We start from the raw sequence: 21,090 nt of genomic DNA, 5'->3' as shown, positions 1-21,090 counted from the left end.
TTCGTCCTCGGCCACAGCGATGTCGGGCATCGATCCGTGATGTCGTTCGGCCGCTCCGCACGCGGTGTGTGCGGGGCAACCTCTGCCAGTATCCCACACGGAGATGCACGGATACGCCAACGGCGCCCCGGAGGGCGCCGTCGGCGGTGTCGGGAGGCGCGAAGCGCGACGCCCGAGAGGTTTCTCGAGCGACACGCCAGGCGCCGCTCGGTGCGGGGTTGTTACTTCGCAGCCAGGGCGGGGAACCAGAGGGCGATCTCGCGCTCGGCGGACTCCACCGAGTCGGAACCGTGGACCAGGTTCTCTCCCGGATCCAGGCCGAGGTCGCCGCGGATCGAGCCGGGGACGGCCTTCTCGACCGGATCGGTGCCACCGGCGAGCTGCCGGAACGCCGCGATCGCGCGGGGGCCCTCGAGGACCGCGGCCACGAGGGGGCCGCCGGTGATGAACTCGATCAGCGAGGGGTAGAAGGGCTTGCCCTCGTGCTCTGCGTAGTGCGCTCCGGCGACCTCCTCGGTCGCGGTGCGCAGCTCGAGAGCCACGATGTCCAGCCCCTTGCGCTCGATGCGCGAGAGGATTTCTCCGACGTGACGGCGTGCGACGCCGTCGGGCTTGATCAGTACCAGGGTCCGCTCAGTCACGCGACAAGCCTAGAGGTCAGTCCCGCTGGCCCGGGAGCAGCCCCCTGGATTCGCGATCCCTGATGTCCTTGCGCAGGTAGAAGATGTACGCCCACACCACGGCGAAGAGCACACCCACCGCACCGAATGCGAGGTCGACGAAGAAGCCCAGCACGGCGAGCACCTGCAGCGTGATGTTGAAGGGGATCGCCCACGACTTCTTCTGCACCCCGGCTCCGAGGAACATGAGAACGGCGAGGCCCACGACATAGGTCGTCGACCACGCGCTCAATCCCCCGCCGACGGTCGCGATCACCGGCAACACCAGCAGCACCACGATCGCCTCGAGCACGAGCGTTCCCGCCATCACGCCGCGGAAGCCCTTCCAGGGGTCCGTCGTCGGCGGCCGGAACTTCTGTTCCTCCGGCTTGTCGTTGCTCACGCGGGATCCTTTCCGAACAGACTGCGGGCCGCACCTGCGGTCACCACCGAACCGGTGACCACGACCCCGGCGCCCGACACCGCTTCGCCGGGCTCGCCGACCTCCTCCGCGATCGCGATCGCGGTCTCGATCGCATCCGGGAGCGTCGACGCCGTGACGACCCGTTCGTCGCCGAATCGGGCGACGGCGATGTTCGCGAGATCGTCGACGTCCATCGCCCGCGGCGACCCGTTGTGGGTGACGACGATCTCGTCGAAGACCGGTTCGAGCGCCTCGATCAGACCCGCGACGTCCTTGTCGGCCATCACGCTCACGACGCCCACGAGCTTGCGGAAGTCGAATTCCTGCGCGAGCGCGGCCGCGAGGGCCTTCGCACCGTGCGGGTTGTGCGCGGCGTCGAGGAAGACGGTGGGCGCATTGCGCACCCGTTCGAGCCGGCCCGGGGTGGTCACCGACGCGAACGCGTCGCGCACCGCCTCGACGTCGAGTTGCTTGTCGGGACCCGCTCCGAAGAACGCCTCGACGGCGGCAAGCGCGAGAGACGCGTTGTGGGCCTGGTGCTCGCCGTGGAGCGGCAGGAAGATGTCGGTGTAGAGACCGCCGAGACCCTGCAGGTCGATCTGCTGTCCACCGACGGCGACCGCACGCCGCACCACCGCGAACTCGGAACCCTGACGGGCCACGGCCGCGTCGGCCTCGACGGCCTGCCGCAGCAGCACGTCCATCGCCTCGGGCTCCTGCTGCGCGATGATCGCCACGGTGTCGCGGGGCACGAGACCGTCGTCGGGTGCCTTCTTGATGATCCCGGCCTTCTCCCCCGCGATCTCCGTGAGGGTGTCGCCGAGATAGCCGGTGTGGTCGATGCCGACCGGCGTGATCACGGCGACCTGCCCGGTGACGACGTTGGTGGCGTCCCACCGGCCACCGAGACCCACCTCGACGACCGCCACGTCGACGGGCGCGTCGGCGAACGCCGCGAACGCCATGGCGGTGGTGACCTCGAACTTGCTCATCCTCGGGCCACCGGCCGCCTCGGATTGATCGTCGATCATCCGGACGTACGGTTCGACGTCGCGGTAGGTGTCGACGTAGGTGCGCGGCGAGACCGGTGCGCCGTCGATGCTGATCCGCTCGGTGGCGAGCTGCAGGTGCGGGCTCGTCGTCCGGCCGACCCGGTGATGCATGCGGGTGAGCAGCGCGTCGATCATCCGGGCCGTCGAGGTCTTGCCGTTCGTGCCGGCCACGTGGATCGACGGGTAGCTGTTCTGCGGCGACCCGAGGATGTCCATGAGCGCAGCGATCCGCGCCAGGGACGGTTCGATCTTCGTCTCCGGCCAGCGCTTGTCGAGCTCGGCTTCGACGAGCGTCAGTTCGGCCAGGTCCACCGGGGACGGCGCCCCCGGGGTGTCGGTGCTCACGCCGCGCCCAGCTCCTTCAGTCGTGCGGTGATCCGTGCGATCTCTTCTTCCGCGATCTGCTTGCGACCGCGGATCTTCTCGACCACCTGGTCGGGTGCCTTCGCGAGGAAGGCCTCGTTGGACAGCTTCGCGGAGGTACCCGTCAGCTCCTTCTCCGCGGCGGCGAGATCCTTGCGCAGGCGGGCGATCTCGGCGCCCACGTCGATGCTGCCGGAGGTGTCGAGCTCGACGGTGACCGTCGCGCGGCTCAGCCGGACCTCGATCGACGCGGTGGCCGAGAACGAGTCCTCCGGCGCGGTCAGACGCGCGAGCGACTGCGCCGCCGGCACCTGCGCGACGAGATCGGCGTCCTCGACACCGACGAGCCGGGCCGCAACCTTCTGCGACGGCTTGAGGCCCTGATCGCTGCGGAACCGGCGGACCTCGGTGACGAGCTTCTGCAGGTCGGCGACACGCTGCGCCGCGGTCTCGTCGGTGGCCACGCCGGACGCCTCGGGCCAGGACGCGATCACGACGGACTCGCCGCCGGTGAGCACCTTCCAGAGGGTCTCGGTGACGAACGGGATGACCGGGTGCAGCAGGCGCAGCAACTGGTCGAGGACGGTGCCGAGCACGACCTTGGTGCCGTCGGCGTGGGCGCTGCCCTCGGCGAGCTGGACCTTGGCGAGCTCGAGATACCAGTCGCAGACCTCGTCCCACGCGAAGTGGTAGAGCGCCTCGCATGCCTTCGAGAACTCGTAGTGGTCGAAGGCCGCGTCGACCTCGGTGCGCACCTGCTCGAGGCGGTCGAGGATCCACCGGTCGGCGTCGGTGAGCTGCTCGCGGACCGGGAGTTCGCCGATCACCGCGCCGTTCATCAGCGCGAACTTGGTCGCGTTGAACAGCTTGTTCGCGAAGTTGCGCGACGACTGGGCGTGGTCCTCACCGACGGCGAGGTCGCCACCCGGGTTCGCGCCGCGCGCCAGCGTGAAGCGCAGGGCGTCGGCGCCGAAACGCTCGACCCAGTCCAGGGGGTCGATGCCGTTGCCGCGAGACTTCGACATCTTCTTGCCGAACTGGTCGCGGACGAGGCCGTGCAGGAACAGATCCCGGAACGGAACCTGCGCCTGGTGCACCGCGTCGTCGCCCGACACGTAGGTGCCGAACATCATCATGCGGGCGACCCAGAAGAACAGGATGTCGTAGCCGGTGACGAGAACACTGGTGGGATAGAACTTGTCGAGCTCGGGAGTCTTCTCCGGCCAGCCCATCGTGGAGAACGGCCACAGACCGGACGAGAACCACGTGTCGAGCACGTCCGGGTCCTGCTCCCAGCCCTCGGGTGCGGTCTCGTCGGGGCCGAAGCATTCGACCTCGCCGTTCGGGCCGTACCAGATCGGGATGCGGTGGCCCCACCACAGCTGACGCGAGATGCACCAGTCGTGCATGTTGTCGACCCAGTCGAACCAGCGCGGTTCCTGGCTCGCCGGGTGGATGACGGTGTGGCCGTTGCGCACCGCGTCGCCGGCGGCCTTGGCGAGCTTGTCGACCTTGACCCACCACTGCATCGACAGGCGCGGCTCGATGGTCTCGCCGGACCGTTCGGAGTGGCCGACGCTGTGCAGATAGGGACGCTTCTCGGCGACGACGCGGCCCTGCGCGGCGAGTTCCTCGCGGATCGCGACACGCGCCTCGAAACGGTCCATGCCGTCGAAACGGGTGCCGGAGTCGGCGATACGGCCGGCCTTGTCCATGATCGTGGGCATCGGCAGATCGTGCCGCAGGCCCATCTCGAAGTCGTTGGGGTCGTGCGCAGGCGTGATCTTCACTGCGCCCGTACCGAATTCGGGGTCGACATATTCGTCGGCGATGATCGGGATCTGCCGCCCGGTGATCGGGTGCTCGAGCGTGGTGCCGATGATGTCCTTGTAGCGCTCGTCCTCGGGGTGCACCGCGACGGCGGTGTCGCCGAGCATCGTCTCCACACGAGTCGTGGCGACGACGACGTGCGGCTCGTCGTCGTTCAGGGAGCCGTAACGCAGGGAGACGAGTTCGCCCTCGACCTCCTCGAACTTCACCTCGATGTCGGAGATCGCGGTCTGCAGCACGGGCGACCAGTTGACCAGACGCTCGGCGCGGTAGATCAGACCCTCGTCGTAGAGGCGCTTGAACATCGTCTGCACGGCGCGGGACAGGCCCTCGTCCATGGTGAAGCGGTCGCGCGACCAGTCCACACCGTCGCCGATGCGACGCATCTGGCCCTGGATCATGCCGCCGGACTCGGCCTTCCACTGCCAGACCTTCTCGATGAAGGCCTCGCGACCGAGGTCCTCCTTCTTCTTGCCGTCGGCGGCGAGCTGCTTCTCGACGACGGTCTGGGTGGCGATGCCGGCGTGGTCCATGCCGGGCAGCCACAGCACCTCGTAGCCCTGCATCCGCTTACGGCGGGAGAGCACGTCCATGAGGGTGTGGTCGAGGGCGTGACCCATGTGCAGGCTGCCGGTGACGTTCGGCGGCGGCAGAACGATCGAGTACCCGGGCTTGTCGCTCGTGGGGTCGGCCTCGAAGTAGCCGGCGTCGACCCACTGCTGGTAGAGCTCCGCTTCGACGGCGCTGGGGTCCCAGCTCTTGGGAAGGGCGTCGGCGGGGTTCTGGGAGTTCTCTGGCGCACTGGTCACCCGTCAATCGTAAGCGTCGCGGAGAACCTCCTGGACACGGGCCACGACAGTGCCGGGCAGGGGTCGCGACAGAAGAGTGTGGCCTTATCTCCGACCGGGTATGGCAGTGCCGGGCGGCCGAATGCGCGGACGCCGAACGAACAGGACGGAGGACACCGTCATGATGCGGGCATTGATCTTCGCTGCAGGTGCAGCCGCGGGATTCGTCGCGGGGACCAGAGCGGGACGCGAGACGTACGACAAATTGCGGGGACGCTCGAACGAGCTGTGGCACAACCCGGCGGTACAGGAAAAGGTCATTCCTGCGGTTCAGGACAAGGTGACGGAAGCGGCCACCGTCGTGAAGGAGAAGGCACCCCACCTCCAGGAGACGGTCGGTGGCCTCGCCGAGAAGGTCACCCATCGCGGCGGATCGGGTCAGCACTCGTCGGCCGGCTCCGACTCCGCGAGCGAGTCGACACCGGCCACCGACGAACTCACCCGGCCGCCGGTCTCGCCCGGCGACCAGCCGCGACCACCCGCATAGCGGACGGTCGACCACACGGGAGGACGTCCTCGGTCAGCCCAGCTCGTCCGGCAGGTCGAGCGGGCGGCCGAGCACGTGCTCGGACAGGAACGCCTCGACGGTTCGGTACCAGATCTTCGAGTGCTGCGGCTTCAACACCCAGTGGTTCTCGGACGGGAAGTACAGGAAGCGGTGGACGGTGGTGCCGTCGTCCTCCGCGGGCAGCCCCGACTCGTCGAGCAGCTCGTACCACAGGCGCAGGGCCTCGCCGATCGGGACGCGATAGTCCTTGTCGCCGTGGATCACGAGCATGGGCGTGACGATGTCGGCGACGAACAGGTGCGGTGAGTTCTCGACCGCCATCTCCGGGGTCAACTCCCGCTGCCAGTACCAGGCCACATCGGTGGTCGGGGTGAACTGGTCCAGCGCCCACAGACCCGCGTGGGTGACGATCGCGCGGAACCGGTCGGTGTGCCCGGCAATCCAGTTGGCGAGATATCCACCGAAGGATCCGCCCATCACCGCGGTCCGTTCCTCATCGATGTCCTCGCGCGCGACCGCAGCGTCGGTGATCGACATCAGATCGGTGTACGGTTCGCTCCCCCACCGGCCCCAGCCGCGCCGGACGAAGTCGTCGCCGTATCCCGTGGACAGTGCGGGATCGGGCAGCAGCACCGCATAACCGCGGGCGACGAGAAGCCACGGATTCCAGCGCCACGACCACGTGTTCCAGCTGCTCAGCGGGCCGCCGTGCACCCACAGCAGCATCGGCGCGGGGTCGGCGGCGGACGCGGTGTGCGGGAGTGCGAACCACGCCCGCACCGGTGTGCCGTCTGCGGCCTCGGAGATCAGTTCCTCGAGACGTCCCGGTAGCTCCGGAAGCGCAGCGGGAGCACGTAGCGGCGTGACGGTGCCCGCATCGGGTCCGATGAGGGCGATGCGCACGGGGTGCGGCGGCGCTTCGTAGGAGGCCCGCAGCGCGTATGCCCTGCTGCCGTCGGGCGCGATGCGGACGTCCGTGTAGGCGGCGGCGTCCGTGGTGAGGCGGTCGGGCCGAGCGGACCCGAGTCGCTGCACGAACACCGGCGCGCGACCGTGATCGTCGGCGGTGAGCACGAGACCGGAACCGTCGGGCAACCACGTGACGGAAGTGGGACGCCTGTCCCACTCCGGGGCCTCGACGGTCGTGCTTCCGGTCGCGATGTCGAGGACACGGACGGTGATCTGCGGCGGGTTCTCCGCGTCGCTGATCGATTCGTGCAGGTAGGCGAGCTTCGTCCCGTCTCGTGAGATCACCGGGTGCGTCGCGTCGCCGGTCTCGTCGTCGACGAGCGGGGTGCGCAGTCCGGTACCCAGATCGACGCGCACGAGAGTGACGCGCCGCGAGGCGAGCGGACCGGGGACCACCCACGTCGCCGCGGCGAACGAACCGTCCGCGGCGATGTCGACCGACGCATCACGCAGCGACCCCCGGATACCCGGCGTGAGATCGGTGAACCCGTCGCCGCTCTTGTCCGGGACGAGCAGGTGCGGCTGGTCGGGTCCGAGATCGTGATCCCAGTAGCGCACCGGATAGCCCGTGTGCAGCACTGCGGTGACGGCCCCGTCCTTGCGGGCGTCCCGGATCCGTTCGTCGTCGGACTCGCTGTGGCCGAGGACGGACGCGACGAGGACGATCCGGTCGGCCTCGGACGCCGCATACACCGAGGCGAATCCACCCTTGCGGGACCGGACGCGCTCGGCCTCGCCGCCCGCCACGGGCAGTCGCCACAGCGACACCGGCGGGTCGTCCTTGCCCCGCGCGGCGGTGAACAGCAGGTCGCCGGTCGCGGTGAAGGTCGGGTTCGATTCGCCCGTGGTGCCGTGGGTGAGTCGTCGCGCCGGGACGGTTCCTTCGGGATCCACCTCCCACAGCGCGCCGGTGTACGAGGTGGCTTTCTCGTCGAGCATCGACTGCGTGATCACCAGGCGTTTCCCGTCCGGAGACATCGTTAGGGAGGTGACACGGGGAAGCGCCAGGTAATCGTCGAGTTCGTCGAAGGCCGTCATGCCTGGACGATATCGGGATCGAGGGTGGGCGGTCCGCAGGTGGCACCGGGTACGTCTGTAACCTGGTCGTTCGGCGGGTACATCCCGTGGAAACGCCGTCTCCCAGTCCGAACGGAGCACTCACATGGTCGACCTCGCATACGTCATCGCCGGCTCGGAAGCGACCGGTGGCGCCGGTCTGCAGGTCGACCTCAAGACGTTCCAGCAGCTCGGTGTGTACGGGGTAGGCACCACGACGTGCATCGTCTCGTTCGACCCGAAGAACGACTGGGGCCACCGCTTCTTCCCGGTCCCGGCCGACGTGATCGCCGACCAGATCGAAGCCGCCACCGCCGCCCACAACCTCGACGTGGTGAAGATCGGCATGCTGGGCACGCCCGCCACGATCGACGTCGTCGCCGAGGGTCTCGAGAAGCAGGACTGGCGGCATGTCGTGCTCGACCCGGTCCTGATCTGCAAGGGCCAGGAGGCCGGCGCCGCGCTCGACACCGACAACGCACTGCGCGCCCAGGTGCTCCCCCACGCCACGGTCGTCACCCCGAACCTGTTCGAGGCGCGCACGCTGTCCGGCATGGACGAGATCACCTCGGTCGACCAACTCATCGAGGCCGCGCGTCGCATCCACGACCTCGGCCCGCAGTACGTCGTCGCGAAGGGCGGCGTCGAACTCGACGGCGAGGACGCCGTGGACGTGCTGTTCGACGGCTCCGAGGTCACCCTCCTGACGGCACCGAAGGTCGGCAACGAGCGCGTCTCCGGCGCCGGCTGCACCCTCGCCGCCGCGATCACCGCCGAACTCGCGAAGGGCGCGTCGGTCGCCGACGCCGCGGCCCGCGCGAAGGATTTCGTCACCGCCGGGATCAAGGGACGTGTGTCCGCCAACACCCCGTTCGACACGGTCTGGCAGGGCGCCTGATCCGAAGGCGGAAGCATCCGCGATCCGATTCGTCATCCGCTGCCGCAATCGCTGTAGCGAATGACGAATTCGATCGCGGATCGATACCCGTCAGCGCGACTGCCGCCACATCCCCCACAGCGTCGGCCCGCCGCCGGGGATGACGATCTCGCGGGTGACCTCGAAGCCGAACCGCTCGTAGTAGCGAATGTTCGACTCCTTGCTCGATTCGAGGTAGGCGGGAGCGTGTTCGGCGTCGGCGCGGTCGAGGCCGGCCTTCATGAGGGCTTTGCCGAGGCCGGTCCCCCGCGCGGCGGGTGAGGTGCCGATCGTCGACAGGTACCAGTGCGGTTCGTCCGGATGCGCCGCGTCGAGGGTTCCGTTGACCTGTGCGCCCCGCTTCATGTAGCGACCGAGCGCGGCGTAGAGGCCGGGTAGGAGACGGAGCGAGGTCCACACATCGGTGCGCCATCGTCCGGGCGGCGCCCACATCGCCGCACCTCCGACCGTCCCGCCGGACTCGGCGATGTCGGTGGCTTCCAACGGCACCATGTGATGCCGGGCGTCGGCGGCGAAGAATCGGGTCATCCGGCGCATCCGGTGCTCCTCGTCCGGGAACATCCACGTGAAGACCGGATCGTCGAAGAATGCCTCGGCGATCACCCGAGCAAAGACCGGAATGTCGCTGCGCGTGGCGGTTCTCGGTTCGACGGCCATATCCGCAGCCTACGACGAAGATCCGCCCGACGACCTGCCTTCTGCGGCCAGTTCCTTCGCGAGGGGTGTGGGGAAACGCGGCATCACCCGCACCCCGCCCAGCCAGTCGTCGAGGCGGGCGGCTTCCTCGCGCAGCACCGCGGTGCCTTCGGCGCCGATGTCCTCGAGCAGGTGCAGGCTCACCCCACCCGTGTCGGTCTGCCACCACGTGCCGACGATCCGTCCGTCCCACCAGGCGGTGGGACCGGCGTTGCCGTTGGAGTCGAACAGCGCCTCCTTGTACGGCCCGAGATACCACTCGCGTTCGGTCCACCCCATGACCGTGGGGTCCAGACCGGGCAGCAGCGCACCCCACGGTTCGACCTCGACCTGCGGTTCGAGGTCGTCGAACAGCAGGTAACCGGTGCGGCCGTCGAGATCGACCTCCACCACGTCGAGTTCGGCGAGGGCGGCGCGGACGGCGGTGAGGGTGGAGCCGAGCCACCACTTCAGATCCGCCTCGGTGCCGGGACCGAAGGCGCGCAGCCACATCCGCACGAGTTCACGCACACCCGTCGCCTCGTCGACGGGGTCGATGGCCGAGCCCAGCCACGACTCGGTGGTCGTCCAGGTGGGGCGCGAGACCCGCCACGACCCCTTGTTCGACGCCCGGACCACTTTCCCCTCGGCGGAGAGCACCGTGAGCACGCGAGGCGCGAAGGTGACCGGCCCACCCCAGGATTTGCCGGCACCGAACTCCAGCGCGCCGTCGAGGAGCGGGATCTCGGCCTTGAGCTCGCTCGATGTCGCCTCCCGCCCGTCGGCCAGGGCGGCGAGGATGTGGCGGCTCACCTCGTCGAGCCAGCTCTCGCCGTCGTCGTGCAATCCGGCCTTCACGACGTCCTTGACGACCGTGCGCCGTTGTGCGGCGGCGACCCGGGCGCTCGCCCCGGCCTGCACCACCGGGAGGGTGTCGCGCGGGACGACGAAGACGGTGCGCCGCATGGCCATGTGCTTGACCAGGGCGCGGTCGTCGTAGAGCGCCCTGTCGAGGTCGGCCACAGTGAAGTCGCCCACCCGCGCCCACGCCGACAGGTAGACGGTCGCCGGGTCGGTGCCGTGCAGGCACACCAGGCTCCTCGCCGCATCGACCGCGTCGGACGCGCGGTGCTTCGGGTGCAGACGGTGCCTGGCGGCAAGTCGTGCTCGCCGTTCGGTTGCGTCGATCCTGCGCACAGCCATGGCCGACATCGTAGAGGTGGTGTCCGACGCAGGAGGGCTACCGACGAGCCGAATCGAGAACTGCGGGGAGGTTGGGTGCGTGTCCATCAAAAATTCCGCACACAACCTCCCCCTCGTTCTGCGTTCAGGATCGGACGCCGCCGTAGGTACGCAGCCAACGCAGACCCGGCCCGCGGGTACGCATGATGCCCTTGTAATCGGCCATGTCGTCGGGAAGTTCGTCGAGAACCGAGTGGAGACGCGCGGCCCACTCGGGCACCCGGGCTATGTCCTCGAACGACAACAGGTGCGTGCGGATGAGGAACATGATCGCGCCGGAGACGCCGAGACGCACGAGGTGCTGGATCTCGACGCGGAGGTGCAGGCGTCGTCCGACGTCCTCGAGCGGCCCCTCGGCGAGCAGTCGGCGGTCGCGGCCCCATTCGGGATAGGTCTCGGTGGACTGGTCGAGTCGCCGGTCGACGCTGAGCGACCAGTTCGTGCGTCGGTAGCACTGTCCCGCCTGCAGTCCCATGAGGAACTGCTCGGCGCGCGGGATCACTCCTTCGGTGTGGACGCGCGGGACCGGCCCGTGGATCTGGCGGAAACTCATGCCGACGTCGAATCGCAGCGACCAGTCGGCCGCGAAAGTGACCAGGCCGGCATCACCCCAGAGGGCACCTTCGCGCTGGTCGAGCAGGACGACGTCCTCCTGGAGGTGCCTGCCGATGAACCGCAGCGGTGGGTCGGGCAGCGTCGACCGATCACCGAAGACGAAGGACTGTTCGAGGCCGAGCGCGCGATTGACGAACAGTCGCGCCTCACCGTCGCGTTCGAGTGCGAAGGTCTCCGGGTACGCGTCGGCGAGCATCCGCATGAGCGTGACCATCGCGTCCCACTGCGCGATCTCCATGTGCGGCAGGGACTGGAACCGGGTCGGGTCGGCACCGAGGATGCGCTCCCGTTCGGTGAGGTCGTCGAGATAGTGGCCATCGATGTCGACGGGATGCCGGCCCCATCCGCCCGCGGCGGTCGCAACGGGACTCCCGGCGGGTTCGACGTTGGTGCTGTAGCGATAGGTGTCACGAGTGAACGGAAACGGGAAGCGCGCGATCCGATCGGGAAGCCCGAGGTCGTCGTCGCGGACGGCGAGATCGATTGTCGTACTCACAGATCCAGCTCCAATCGTGGGCCGTTCGCTCGGGAGACGCACGGCATCACGCAGTCTCCCGCTTCCTTCTCCGCAGCGCTCAGGTACAGATCACGGTGGTCGATCCCTCCGCTCATGACGGGCAGCCGGCACTCACCGCACACGCCCTGCCTGCACAGATTGGGCACTGCGACGCCACGACTTTCGAGTGCGTCGAGCAGGCTGACGCCCGAGTCGACGGTGACGTCGATGACGCGGCGGGTCAGATGTGCGGTGAACGGTTCTCCCAGGTCGAGGTCGCCGACCCGGAAGTGCTCGTAGTGCACACGCGCGTCGGGCCACCCCGCGCGACCCGCACGTTCACAGAGGTCGTCGACGAGACCGGTCGGACCGCACATGTAGAGGTGGGTGCCGATGGGCTGCTCCAGCAGCGCCTGCCCCATCCGCTTCCGGAAGACCTCGCGCGCCGTGTAGATGTACAGACGCGGTCCGCACAGGTCATGCAGTTCGTCGAGGTGGGCACCGTCGCCGTCGCGGAAGGCGTAATGCACCTCGAACGATCGACCCCACTGCACGGCTGCGCGGACATGGGACAGGATCGGCGTGATCCCGATTCCACCCGCGACCAGCAGATGGTGCCGGGCCGTGAGGATCGGAGCGAACGCGCTGCGCGGTGTGCCGACCGGGACTCGGTCACCGACCTGGAGGTCGTGGACCCACTGCGACCCGCCGCGACCGGATTCCTCCAGCCGCACCGAGATCGCGTAGTGGTCGGGTTCGAAAGCGGGACCGGTCAGGGAATACGAGTTGTGACGCGGTCGCCCGCCGGGTCCGGTCCCGCAGGTGACGACGACGTGGCTACCGGGCGTGAAGGAGGGAAGCGTGGGGCCGGCAGGGTCCACGAGGCGGACGTGTCGCACGGCGGGCGTCAGCGCGATCGTCTCCGCGACCGTCAACTGCAGTTCCGTTCCGCCGGCCGAGTTCCGCACCGGGACGCCGGATGTCAGCGTCATCGGCGTTCCTCCGTGTCGGCCGCGAAGCCGAGATAGGCGGCGTGCAGGCGGGAGACATGGTGGTGGACGACGAGTCCCGAGGCGCAGGTCGGGCAGGTGCTGGACTGTCCGACCGCGACGTCGGCGACGTGCGTCGAATGGCAGTGCGCGCAGTAGACGGTGCGCGCCGCCGAATCCACGGGGAGGGGAAGGATCTCGTCATCGAGGAGTCCGGCGGTCACGGCCGCCGATCGTGCCGCGAGCACCGCCGCTTCCGGTCCGACCAGCGCGAGGCGCCATCCCACACGAGCTGCGCTCGCCTGCCGCTCCAGGATCTGTGCGGCCGTGTCACCCCACTCCTCCGGCAGGCGGATCCAGTCGACACGACGACCCTCGAAGGACGACACGAGACTTCGCGCCTGGTCCAGGGCGGCGTCACCGAAGGACAGGACGGTCACGTAGCGTCCCCCGCCGGCGATGCGTCGTTCCTCGTCCCACCTCGGGACGCTGGTGGTGTCCATGCATACGTTCACGGAGTTCCCCCAAGCACAGACGACCGGGCATCGGTCCCGAAAACAGTTGCGGTGGCATTTATGTCGGACATGAGAGCTCCTCGGAACGGACTGTGCACATGCGCGCAATGCACGAGACAATCGATCGCTGGCGTGAAACAAACAGTAATGCGAAGAAACGCCAGCCGGAGTTGCCGCCCGGTTAACGCATGTAACCGCTTCCTCTCCCGCACTGCGGCAGCTGGCCCGCGCTCCACTCGGCAACCGTGACGGCAATCTCATCGGTACGTAACATGCACGTCATCAACAGGCTGTTTCCTTTCATTCGACACCGATTCACACAGTGAAACTCGTCGAACCCGACCAGTCGAATCCGAGGAGCCCCCATGACGCTGGAAGCCACCGACACGTCCGTGCTGCGCCTCCCGTCCGCGAACGGCCGGTCCCCTGAGACCTCCGGATCCCCCACCCTGACCGAACTCGCCCACGCCGCCGGCACCCGCTACATCCTCGCCGTCTTCACCACCCTGTCCGGAAAACCCTGCGCCAAACTCGTTCCCGTCGAATCCGTCGGTGAGCTCGGGACCGAGGGAGTCGGGTTCGCCGGCTACGCCGCCGGGTCGATGGGCCAGGTCCCGAAGGATCCCGACCTCGTCGCCATCCCCGATGCCGCGTCGTTCACGCCCATCCCGTTCGTGCGCGAAGGCCTCGCTCTCGTCCACTGCGACCCGCACGTCGAAGGCAAGCCCTGGCCGTACGCACCGCGTGTGATCCTCAAGTCCGTGCTGGCACAGGCCGCCGAACTCGGCCTCGAGGTCAACGTGGGCGCCGAGATCGAGTACTTCCTCGTCAACAAGGACGAGAACGGAACGCTGCGCACGGCCGACGCCCTCGACACCTCCCGTCAGCCCTGTTACGACGCCCGCGACGTCACCCGCATGTACGAGCACCTGACGTCGATCTCGTCGGCGATGAACACCCTCGGATGGGGCAACTACGCCAACGACCACGAGGACGGCAACGGTCAGTTCGAGCAGAACTTCAAGTACGCCGACGCCCTGACCACCGCCGACCGGGTCGTGACCCTGCGCTACCTCATCTCCGTGCTCGCCGAGCAGCGTGGCATGACCGCGACCTTCATGCCCAAGCCGTTCGCCGACCGCACGGGCTCGGGCATGCACATGCACCTGTCGCTGTGGAGCGACGGTGCCTCGGCGTTCCCCGACGCATCGGACCCGCGCGGCCTGGGCCTGTCGAAGACCGCCTACTCGTTCATCGCCGGCATCCTCGAGCACGCCTGTGCTCTGCAGGGCGTCATCGCGCCGACGGTCAACTCCTACAAGCGCACCGGCGCGACCAGCACGTCCTCCGGCGCCACCTGGTCGCCGCGCTACGCGACCTACGGCGGCAACGACCGCACCCACTACCTGCGGGTCCCCGATTCCAACCGCGTCGAACTGCGCGGCGGCGACGGTTCCGCGAACCCCTATCTCGCTACCGCCGCGACCGTCGGTGCAGGCCTCGACGGCATCGAGCGCAATCTCGACCCCGGCGCTCCCGGTACGGGCGGTTCCACGGAGACCCTGCCGATGACGCTGTTGCACGCGATGGACGCCCTCCAGGCCGATCCTGTCGTCTCCGGCGCCCTCGACGCAGCGGGTGCGAGTGTCGCCGACTACTTCGCCTCCCTCAAGCGCGAGGAGTTCTTCCACTGGCACAACACCGTGACGCCGTGGGAGATCGACAGCTACCTGACCGCCTTCTGAGAAATCTTCGCCTACTTCCCCACCCCATCGAACAGGAGAGACGACCATGTGCGGAATCGTCGGACTTCATCTGCGGGACACCTCGCTCGAACCCCGGCTGGGCAGCCTGCTCACCGGAATGCTCGGGCAGATGGTGGACCGCGGACCGGATTCGGCGGGCGTCGCCGTCTACGGCAACCCGGTCTTCTCCCCCGCCGGGGAGTCGTCGGTCTCGGTACTCGACGCACCCTCGGACCTCGCTACGATCGTCGGCGACGCACTGGGCGTGACCATCGGGTCGCTCGACCTCGCACCCACCACCGTGCTGCACGCCCCCGTCCCCGCGACCCTGCTCGCCGACACCGTCCGCACACTGGCACCCACGGCGACCGTCATCGGTTTCGGTGACGATGTCACGGTCCTCAAGGGCACCGGTGACCCGCGCGTCCTCGCCGAGGACTTCGGCCTGCCGGCCGCATCCGGATGGCAGGGTGTGGGCCACACCCGCATGGCCACCGAATCCGCCGTCACCGCAGCCGGATCACATCCCTTCGCCGTCGGCCCGGACCAGTGTCTCGTCCACAACGGCTCGTTCTCCAATCACCTGTCGATCAAGCGCGAACTCGAGGACGAGGGCGTGGTGTTCGACAGCGAGAACGACACCGAGGTCGGCGCACGCTTCGTGGCCAAGCACCTGGCGGAGGGCGCAGATCTCGAGAAGGCGTTGCGCCTTCTCGGCGAACGCTTCGACGGTTTCTACACCCTGCTGGTGTCCACCTCCGATTCCTTCGCCGTGGTCCGCGATCCGATCGCCTGCAAGCCCGCGATCGTCGCCGAGTGCGACGCCTACGTCGCCATGGCCTCGGAATTCCGCGCCCTGGCAGGACTTCCCGGCATCGCCGACGCCCGCATCTTCGAACCCGAACCGGACCGGGTCTACGTGTGGCGACGCTGACCGGCCACGCGAATCCCGAACCCGCCGTCCCGATCTCATCCCCGGAGGCAATCATGACCACCGACACCCTGCTCCAGACCGCCACCTACGACCTGGCGACGACCACCACCCGCGAACTCAATGCGGCACTACACGCGACGGAGGCCCCGGCCTCGGTCGAGGTGGCGAACCCGCAGGGCGCCCACGCACTCGCCTGCGGCCTGAACCGGCCGATCGACGTCCGCATCGACGGCCACGTCGGTTACTACGCCGCCGGGATGAACCAGCACGCCCACGTGACCATCGACGGCAACGCCGGGGTCGGTGTCGCCGAGAACATGATGTCGGGCAGCGTGCGCGTCACCGGCGACGCCTCGCAGTCCGCAGGCGCCACCGCCCACGGCGGGCTGCTGGTGATCGAAGGCAACGCCGCCGCACGCTGCGGCATCTCGATGAAGGGCATCGACATCGTCGTCGGCGGCGACATCGGGCACATGAGCGCCTTCATGGGCCAGGCCGGCCGACTCGTCGTCCTTGGCGATGCCGGCGAGGCCCTGGGCGATTCGCTGTACGAGGTGCGGATCTACGTGCGAGGCACCGTCGCCTCACTCGGTGCGGACTGCGTCAAGAAGGAGATGCGCCCCGAGCACATCGCCGAACTGCAGGAACTGCTCGACGCGGGCGGTTTCGACGCCGACCCGGCCGAGTTCACCCGCTACGGCTCGGCCCGGCAGCTCTACCACTTCCACGTCGACAACGCTTCGGCCTACTGAGAGCCCCCGACGTCCTTCCGCCCGCTCGACCCCCGAGGAGACTTCCATGACCTTCCAGCCCGGACTGCGTGAGTCGGCCACCTTCGACCGCAACGTCATCCACGAGATCCAGCGTGCCGCCGCGACCGGCATCTACGACATCCGCGGCTGGGGTGCCAAGCGCAAGGTTCCCCACTTCGACGACCTACTCTTCCTCGGCGCGTCCATGTCGCGTTACCCGCTCGAGGGCTACCGCGAGAAGTGCGAGACCGACGTCGTCCTCGGCGACCGCAACGCGACGTACCCGCTGCACCTCGACATCCCGGTCACGATCGCCGGAATGAGCTTCGGTGCGCTGTCCGGTCGCGCGAAGGAGGCCCTCGGACGTGGCGCCAGCGAGGTCGGCACGTCCACCACCACCGGTGACGGTGGCATGACCCCGGAGGAACGCGGGCAGTCCAAGCACCTCGTCTACCAGTACCTCCCGTCGCGCTACGGCATGAACCCCGACGACCTGCGCAAGGCCGACGCCATCGAGGTCGTGCTCGGCCAGGGCGCCAAGCCCGGTGGCGGCGGCATGCTCCTCGGGCAGAAGATCACCGAGCGGGTCGCGGGGATGCGCACCCTGCCGGTGGGCATCGACCAGCGCAGCGCCTGCCGGCACCCCGACTGGACCGGGCCCGACGACCTCGCCATCAAGATCCTCGAACTGCGCGAGATCACCGGCTGGGAGAAGCCGATCTACGTCAAGGTCGGCGCGACCCGCACCTACTACGACGTCAAGCTCGCCGTGAAGTCCGGCGCCGACGTCGTAGTGGTCGACGGGATGCAGGGTGGCACCGCAGCCACCCAGGACGTCTTCATCGAGCACGTCGGCATCCCCACCCTCGCCGCGCTCCCCCAGGCCGTGCAGGCCCTGCAGGAGATGGGTGTGCACCGCACCCCCGGCGGCGTGCAGCTGATCGTCTCGGGCGGCATCCGCTCGGGCGCCGACGTCGCCAAGGCGATGGCCCTCGGCGCCGACGCCGTCGCCATCGGCACGGCCGCGCTGATCGCCCTCGGCGACAACGATCCGAAGTACCAGGCGGAGTACGAGAAGCTGGGCTCCGCGGCCGGATTCTACGACGACTTCCAGGACGGCAAGGACCCCGCCGGCATCACCACGCAGGATCCCGACCTGCAGGCGCGTTTCGATCCGATCGAGGGTGGCCGTCGCCTCGCGAACTACCTGCGCGTGCTCACCATGGAAGCCCAGACCATCGCCCGGGCGTGCGGCAAGTCGCACCTGCGCAATCTCGAACCGCAGGACCTCGTCGCCGTCACGATGGAAGCCGCCGCGATGGCACGGGTGCCCCTGGCCGGAACCGACTGGATCCCCCGCCGCAGCACCTTCTGACCGTGGCAACAGGCCTGCCACCGTACTTCCCGAGAGGACACAACACATGACCGCCTTCGACACGCTCTGGGCATCGATCCTGGAGGTCGGTAAACATCCGATGACCGGGGGCTATCGCCGATTCGCCTGGAGCGATGCCGATCTCACTCTCCGCGAGTGGTTCCGCGGCTGCGCCGCCGAGCGCGGCATGGACGTCGAAGAGGACCGTAACGGGAACCTGTGGGCGTGGTGGCTCCCCGTCGGCTGGGAAGGCGATCCCACCGACGCCTTCGTCACCGGTTCGCACCTGGACTCGGTGCCCGACGGCGGCGCGTTCGACGGACCACTCGGCGTGGTCTCGGCGTTCGCCGCGGTCGATCTGGTCCGTGAGCGCGGCATCGTCCCGACCGTGCCGATCGCGATCACCGCGTTCTCCGACGAGGAGGGTGCCCGCTTCGGTGTGGCGTGCGTGGGCAGTCAGCTCACCACCGGGGCGCTCGCTCCGCAGCGTGCGCTCGGCCTGCGTGATCGTGACGGAATCACGTTGGCCGAGGCCATGACCCGCGCCGGTCGCGTGCCCGAACACATCGGCGCCGACCCCACCCTCGTCGACCGGGTCGGGGTATACGTCGAACTTCACGTCGAACAGGGCCGGGCCCTCGACCTCGTCGACGCGCCGGTCGCGGTCGCGTCGTCGATCTGGCCGCACGGCCGGTGGCAGTTCACCTTCACCGGTGAGGCCAACCACGCCGGCGCCACGCGCCTGGTGGACCGCCGCGACCCGATGCTCGCCTACGCCTCGTCGGTGCACAGCGCCCGCTCGTGTGCCGCGGCGGCCGGCGCGGTCGCCACCTTCGGCAAACTCGAGGTGCTGCCCAACGGGGCCAACGCGATCCCCTCCGAGATCAAGGCCTGGCTCGACGCTCGCGCCGCGGACGAGGAGACCCTGACGACGCTGGTCGCCGAGATCGAGGCCGAGGCCCGCAAGCACTGCCTGCCGGACGAGATCGGATTCGACGTCTTCGCCGAATCGATCACCCCGATCGTCGAGTTCCCGGCCGGACCGCGCGAACGGTTGCGCCGCGCGCTGTCGCATCTCGGGGACATCCCGGTACTGCCCACCCGGGCGGGGCACGACGCGGGCATCCTCTCGGAGAAGGTTCCCACCGCAATGTTGTTCGTGCGCAACCCCACCGGCGTCTCGCATTCACCGCACGAGTTCGCCGAGGCCGACGATTGCAACATCGGAGCGCAGGCGCTGGCCGACATCATGACGGACTGGACGGCGGGCAGTTAGGTGGCCGCGCAGGTGATCCGGTCCGGTGAGCGGCGGCGGGTGCCCTGGCGCAACGGCGCCGGGATCACGGAGGAGGTCGCGACCGGACCCGACGGCCCCTCCGGCCGTCCGCTGTGGCGGCTCAGCGTGGCCGATCTGGGCTCCGACCCCAGCGAGTTCTCGGCCTTCCCCGGCAGGGACCGCATCTTCACCGTCATCGGTGAGCACGGCGTCGACCTCGACTGGGGCCACGGACCCCGTTCGCTGGATCCGTGGCATCCACACTCGTTCGCCGGTGAGGACGCGCCCCACTGCGTCCCCCGAGGCGCCACCCGTGCATTCAATGTCATGACCGAGCGCGGGGGCGCCACCGCGGCCGTCGGGTACTTCACGCTCGACACGGCGTTCGACACCGCCGCAGATCGTGTATCGGCCCTCTACGTGCGATCGGGCTCGGTGCAGGCCGGCACCGAACGAGCTGCGCCCGGGGACTGTGTCCTGATCCGCGGCGAGGCCATCACCCTACGAGGCTCGTCGGCCACCGGACTACTGGTCCGCATCGAACCCACTTCCTCCCTCTGACATCGACTCCCCCACCGACCTCCGATTCGGAGGCCGACCGAACAAAGGATCCTCAGGTGACGGACACGACCAAGTTTCTGATCGTCGGCGGCGGCCTCGAAGGCCTGGCCATCGCCTACTCCCTCGCCGACCGCGGCGAGACCGACGTCCTCGTCCTCGAGCGCGACACCCTCTGCTCGGGCATGACCGGTAAATCCAGCGGCGTCGTGCGGTGCCACTACGGCACCCCCTCGCTGGCCGCGATGTCCTGGTACGGCGTCGACATCTTCACCAGGGCGACCGAAATCTTCGGCGACGACATGGCATTCCGCCAGTGCGGTTACGTCGTCGGTGTCGCGGAGAACAACGTCAAGCCGCTCGAGGCGAACATCGAGATGATGCAGGGCCTGGGCATCGCCACCGAACTCATCTCCCACGACACGATGGCCGAACTGTGGCCGGGCCTGAACCTCGACGATTTCGCCCTGTTCGCCTACGAACCGCTCGGCGGTCGCGGCGAGGCCTACATGGCGGGAATGGCGTTCGGTGCAACGGCACGTCGGATGGGCGTGAAGATCCGGCAGAGCACCCCGGTGGTGTCGTTGCTGCAGAACGCCGTGGGCCGGGTCTACGGCGTCGCCCTCGCCGACGGGTCAGAGGTGCACGCCGAGCAGGTCATCGTCGCGGCGGGACCCTGGACGCCGGCACTCGTCGCCGGGGTCGGCGTCGACATCGACGTCCGGGCGCAGCGCGCGCAGTTGGTTCTCGTCGACCAGGGCGTCCCGACCCCGGAGGTGCCGGTGCTGTCCGATCTGGCGGGTCTGCAGTACATCTGCCGTGAGCCGAACGGTGAACTCCTGGTGGGCAATTCCGATCACCAGACGCCGCAGTACATCGATCCCGACAAGTACGTCAACCGCGCCGACGACTCGACGATCGAGAAGAACATCACGAAGCTCGGCAACCGCCTTCCCGACATGCCGGACCCGCGGATCACCAGTTCTTACGTCGGTGCCTACGACGTCACCGAGGACTACAACCCCGTCATCGGTCCGGCACCGGTCGAGGGTCTGTTCCTGGCGACGGGATTCTCCGGGCACGGATTCAAGATCTCCCCCGCCGTGGGCAAGCTGGTCGCCGACCTGCTGATCGACGGGAAGACCGAACTTCCGAACGTGAACCCGGACGACTTCCGTTTCTCCCGCTTCGAGGAGGGTGATCTGCTCCTGAGCCTCAACCCCTACGAAGGCGCCGGCGAGATGCGCTGATCCCCACCCGCTCAGCACTCGT

The 21,090-nt window shown here is 68.5% G+C and carries 19 protein-coding genes; 9 read left to right on the top strand and 10 right to left on the bottom strand.

The features are described 5' to 3' along the window. Positions 1-221 precede the first annotated feature (221 nt). From ndk to U9J23_RS09290, 4 genes are read right to left on the bottom strand one after another with little or no spacing between them, the layout of a single operon-like run. A complete protein-coding gene (gene ndk, locus U9J23_RS09305; protein WP_006551181.1) occupies positions 222-641 on the bottom strand; it encodes a nucleoside-diphosphate kinase in 420 nt (139 codons plus the stop codon). Between the two features lie 16 nt (positions 642-657). Further along, positions 658-1,062 carry a DUF4233 domain-containing protein gene (locus U9J23_RS09300; RefSeq protein WP_016932615.1) on the bottom strand — a complete coding sequence of 135 codons (405 nt, stop codon included), beginning with the start codon at positions 1,060-1,062 and terminating at the stop codon, positions 658-660. Beyond that, the gene (gene folC, locus U9J23_RS09295) at positions 1,059-2,480 is read right to left on the bottom strand and encodes a bifunctional tetrahydrofolate synthase/dihydrofolate synthase (RefSeq protein WP_059381125.1); all 1,422 of its coding nucleotides are present in this window, start codon (positions 2,478-2,480) and stop codon (positions 1,059-1,061) included. The genes U9J23_RS09300 and folC overlap by 4 nt, the downstream gene beginning before the upstream one ends. After that, positions 2,477-5,137: a valine--tRNA ligase gene (locus tag U9J23_RS09290; RefSeq protein ID WP_059381124.1), complete on the bottom strand. Its 2,661-nt coding sequence runs from the start codon at positions 5,135-5,137 to the stop codon at positions 2,477-2,479. Before U9J23_RS09290 ends, folC begins: the two co-directional genes overlap by 4 nt. Positions 5,138-5,297: 160 nt before the next feature. Here U9J23_RS09290 and U9J23_RS09285 point away from each other — a divergent pair, with 160 nt between their 5' ends. Further along, positions 5,298-5,663 carry a hypothetical protein gene (locus U9J23_RS09285; RefSeq protein WP_085467976.1) on the top strand — a complete coding sequence of 122 codons (366 nt, stop codon included), beginning with the start codon at positions 5,298-5,300 and terminating at the stop codon, positions 5,661-5,663. A 33-nt stretch (positions 5,664-5,696) separates the two neighbouring features. On the opposite strand, the gene U9J23_RS09280 is transcribed toward U9J23_RS09285, so the two are convergent. Next, on the bottom strand, positions 5,697-7,691 hold the full coding sequence (locus U9J23_RS09280; RefSeq protein WP_085467975.1) for a S9 family peptidase: 1,995 nt from the start codon (positions 7,689-7,691) through the stop codon (positions 5,697-5,699). 124 nt (positions 7,692-7,815) lie between these two features. Here U9J23_RS09280 and thiD point away from each other — a divergent pair, with 124 nt between their 5' ends. Further along, a complete protein-coding gene (gene thiD, locus U9J23_RS09275) occupies positions 7,816-8,607 on the top strand; it encodes a bifunctional hydroxymethylpyrimidine kinase/phosphomethylpyrimidine kinase (RefSeq protein WP_059381122.1) in 792 nt (263 codons plus the stop codon). Positions 8,608-8,697: 90 nt separating this feature from the next. Here the strand turns inward: thiD and U9J23_RS09270 are convergent, their stop codons facing one another. The 5 genes from U9J23_RS09270 to U9J23_RS09250 form a co-directional block, all read right to left on the bottom strand. Then, complete coding sequence (locus U9J23_RS09270) at positions 8,698-9,303, bottom strand: GNAT family N-acetyltransferase (RefSeq protein ID WP_059383878.1); 606 nt, start codon at positions 9,301-9,303, stop codon at positions 8,698-8,700. 9 nt (positions 9,304-9,312) lie between these two features. Further along, positions 9,313-10,524, bottom strand: a complete 1,212-nt coding sequence (locus tag U9J23_RS09265) for a winged helix DNA-binding domain-containing protein (protein WP_272266464.1) — start codon at positions 10,522-10,524, stop codon at positions 9,313-9,315. Positions 10,525-10,648: 124 nt separating this feature from the next. Further along, positions 10,649-11,674 carry a heme-dependent oxidative N-demethylase family protein gene (locus tag U9J23_RS09260; RefSeq protein WP_145707056.1) on the bottom strand — a complete coding sequence of 342 codons (1,026 nt, stop codon included), beginning with the start codon at positions 11,672-11,674 and terminating at the stop codon, positions 10,649-10,651. Next, positions 11,671-12,666, bottom strand: coding sequence for a PDR/VanB family oxidoreductase (locus U9J23_RS09255; protein WP_326602415.1), 996 nt, complete (start codon positions 12,664-12,666; stop codon positions 11,671-11,673). The genes U9J23_RS09260 and U9J23_RS09255 overlap by 4 nt, the downstream gene beginning before the upstream one ends. Further along, complete coding sequence (locus tag U9J23_RS09250; protein ID WP_229580133.1) at positions 12,663-13,166, bottom strand: dimethylamine monooxygenase subunit DmmA family protein; 504 nt, start codon at positions 13,164-13,166, stop codon at positions 12,663-12,665. Before U9J23_RS09250 ends, U9J23_RS09255 begins: the two co-directional genes overlap by 4 nt. Positions 13,167-13,543: 377 nt before the next feature. On the opposite strand from U9J23_RS09250, the gene glnT reads away from it, so the two are divergent. From glnT to U9J23_RS09215, 7 genes are read left to right on the top strand one after another with little or no spacing between them, the layout of a single operon-like run. Further along, positions 13,544-14,923, top strand: coding sequence for a type III glutamate--ammonia ligase (glnT, locus tag U9J23_RS09245; protein ID WP_229580134.1), 1,380 nt, complete (start codon positions 13,544-13,546; stop codon positions 14,921-14,923). Positions 14,924-14,969: 46 nt separating this feature from the next. Further along, the gene (locus U9J23_RS09240; protein WP_059383888.1) at positions 14,970-15,857 is read left to right on the top strand and encodes a glutamine amidotransferase; all 888 of its coding nucleotides are present in this window, start codon (positions 14,970-14,972) and stop codon (positions 15,855-15,857) included. A gap of 53 nt (positions 15,858-15,910) precedes the next feature. Beyond that, a complete protein-coding gene (locus U9J23_RS09235) occupies positions 15,911-16,609 on the top strand; it encodes a protein glxC (RefSeq protein ID WP_059383986.1) in 699 nt (232 codons plus the stop codon). Positions 16,610-16,655: 46 nt separating this feature from the next. After that, a complete protein-coding gene (locus U9J23_RS09230; protein ID WP_272266462.1) occupies positions 16,656-17,984 on the top strand; it encodes an FMN-binding glutamate synthase family protein in 1,329 nt (442 codons plus the stop codon). 46 nt (positions 17,985-18,030) lie between these two features. Continuing rightward, complete coding sequence (locus U9J23_RS09225) at positions 18,031-19,260, top strand: allantoate amidohydrolase (protein ID WP_272266461.1); 1,230 nt, start codon at positions 18,031-18,033, stop codon at positions 19,258-19,260. Further along, complete coding sequence (locus U9J23_RS09220; protein WP_085467970.1) at positions 19,261-19,821, top strand: HutD/Ves family protein; 561 nt, start codon at positions 19,261-19,263, stop codon at positions 19,819-19,821. Between the two features lie 56 nt (positions 19,822-19,877). Further along, a complete protein-coding gene (locus U9J23_RS09215; protein ID WP_272266460.1) occupies positions 19,878-21,068 on the top strand; it encodes an NAD(P)/FAD-dependent oxidoreductase in 1,191 nt (396 codons plus the stop codon). Positions 21,069-21,090: the final 22 nt, after the last annotated feature.

The sequence above is a fragment of the Rhodococcus sp. PD04 genome, from assembly GCF_035918275.1.
GTDB lineage: Bacteria > Actinomycetota > Actinomycetes > Mycobacteriales > Mycobacteriaceae > Rhodococcus > Rhodococcus rhodochrous.
This window is presented reverse-complemented; position numbering and strand designations above follow the sequence as displayed.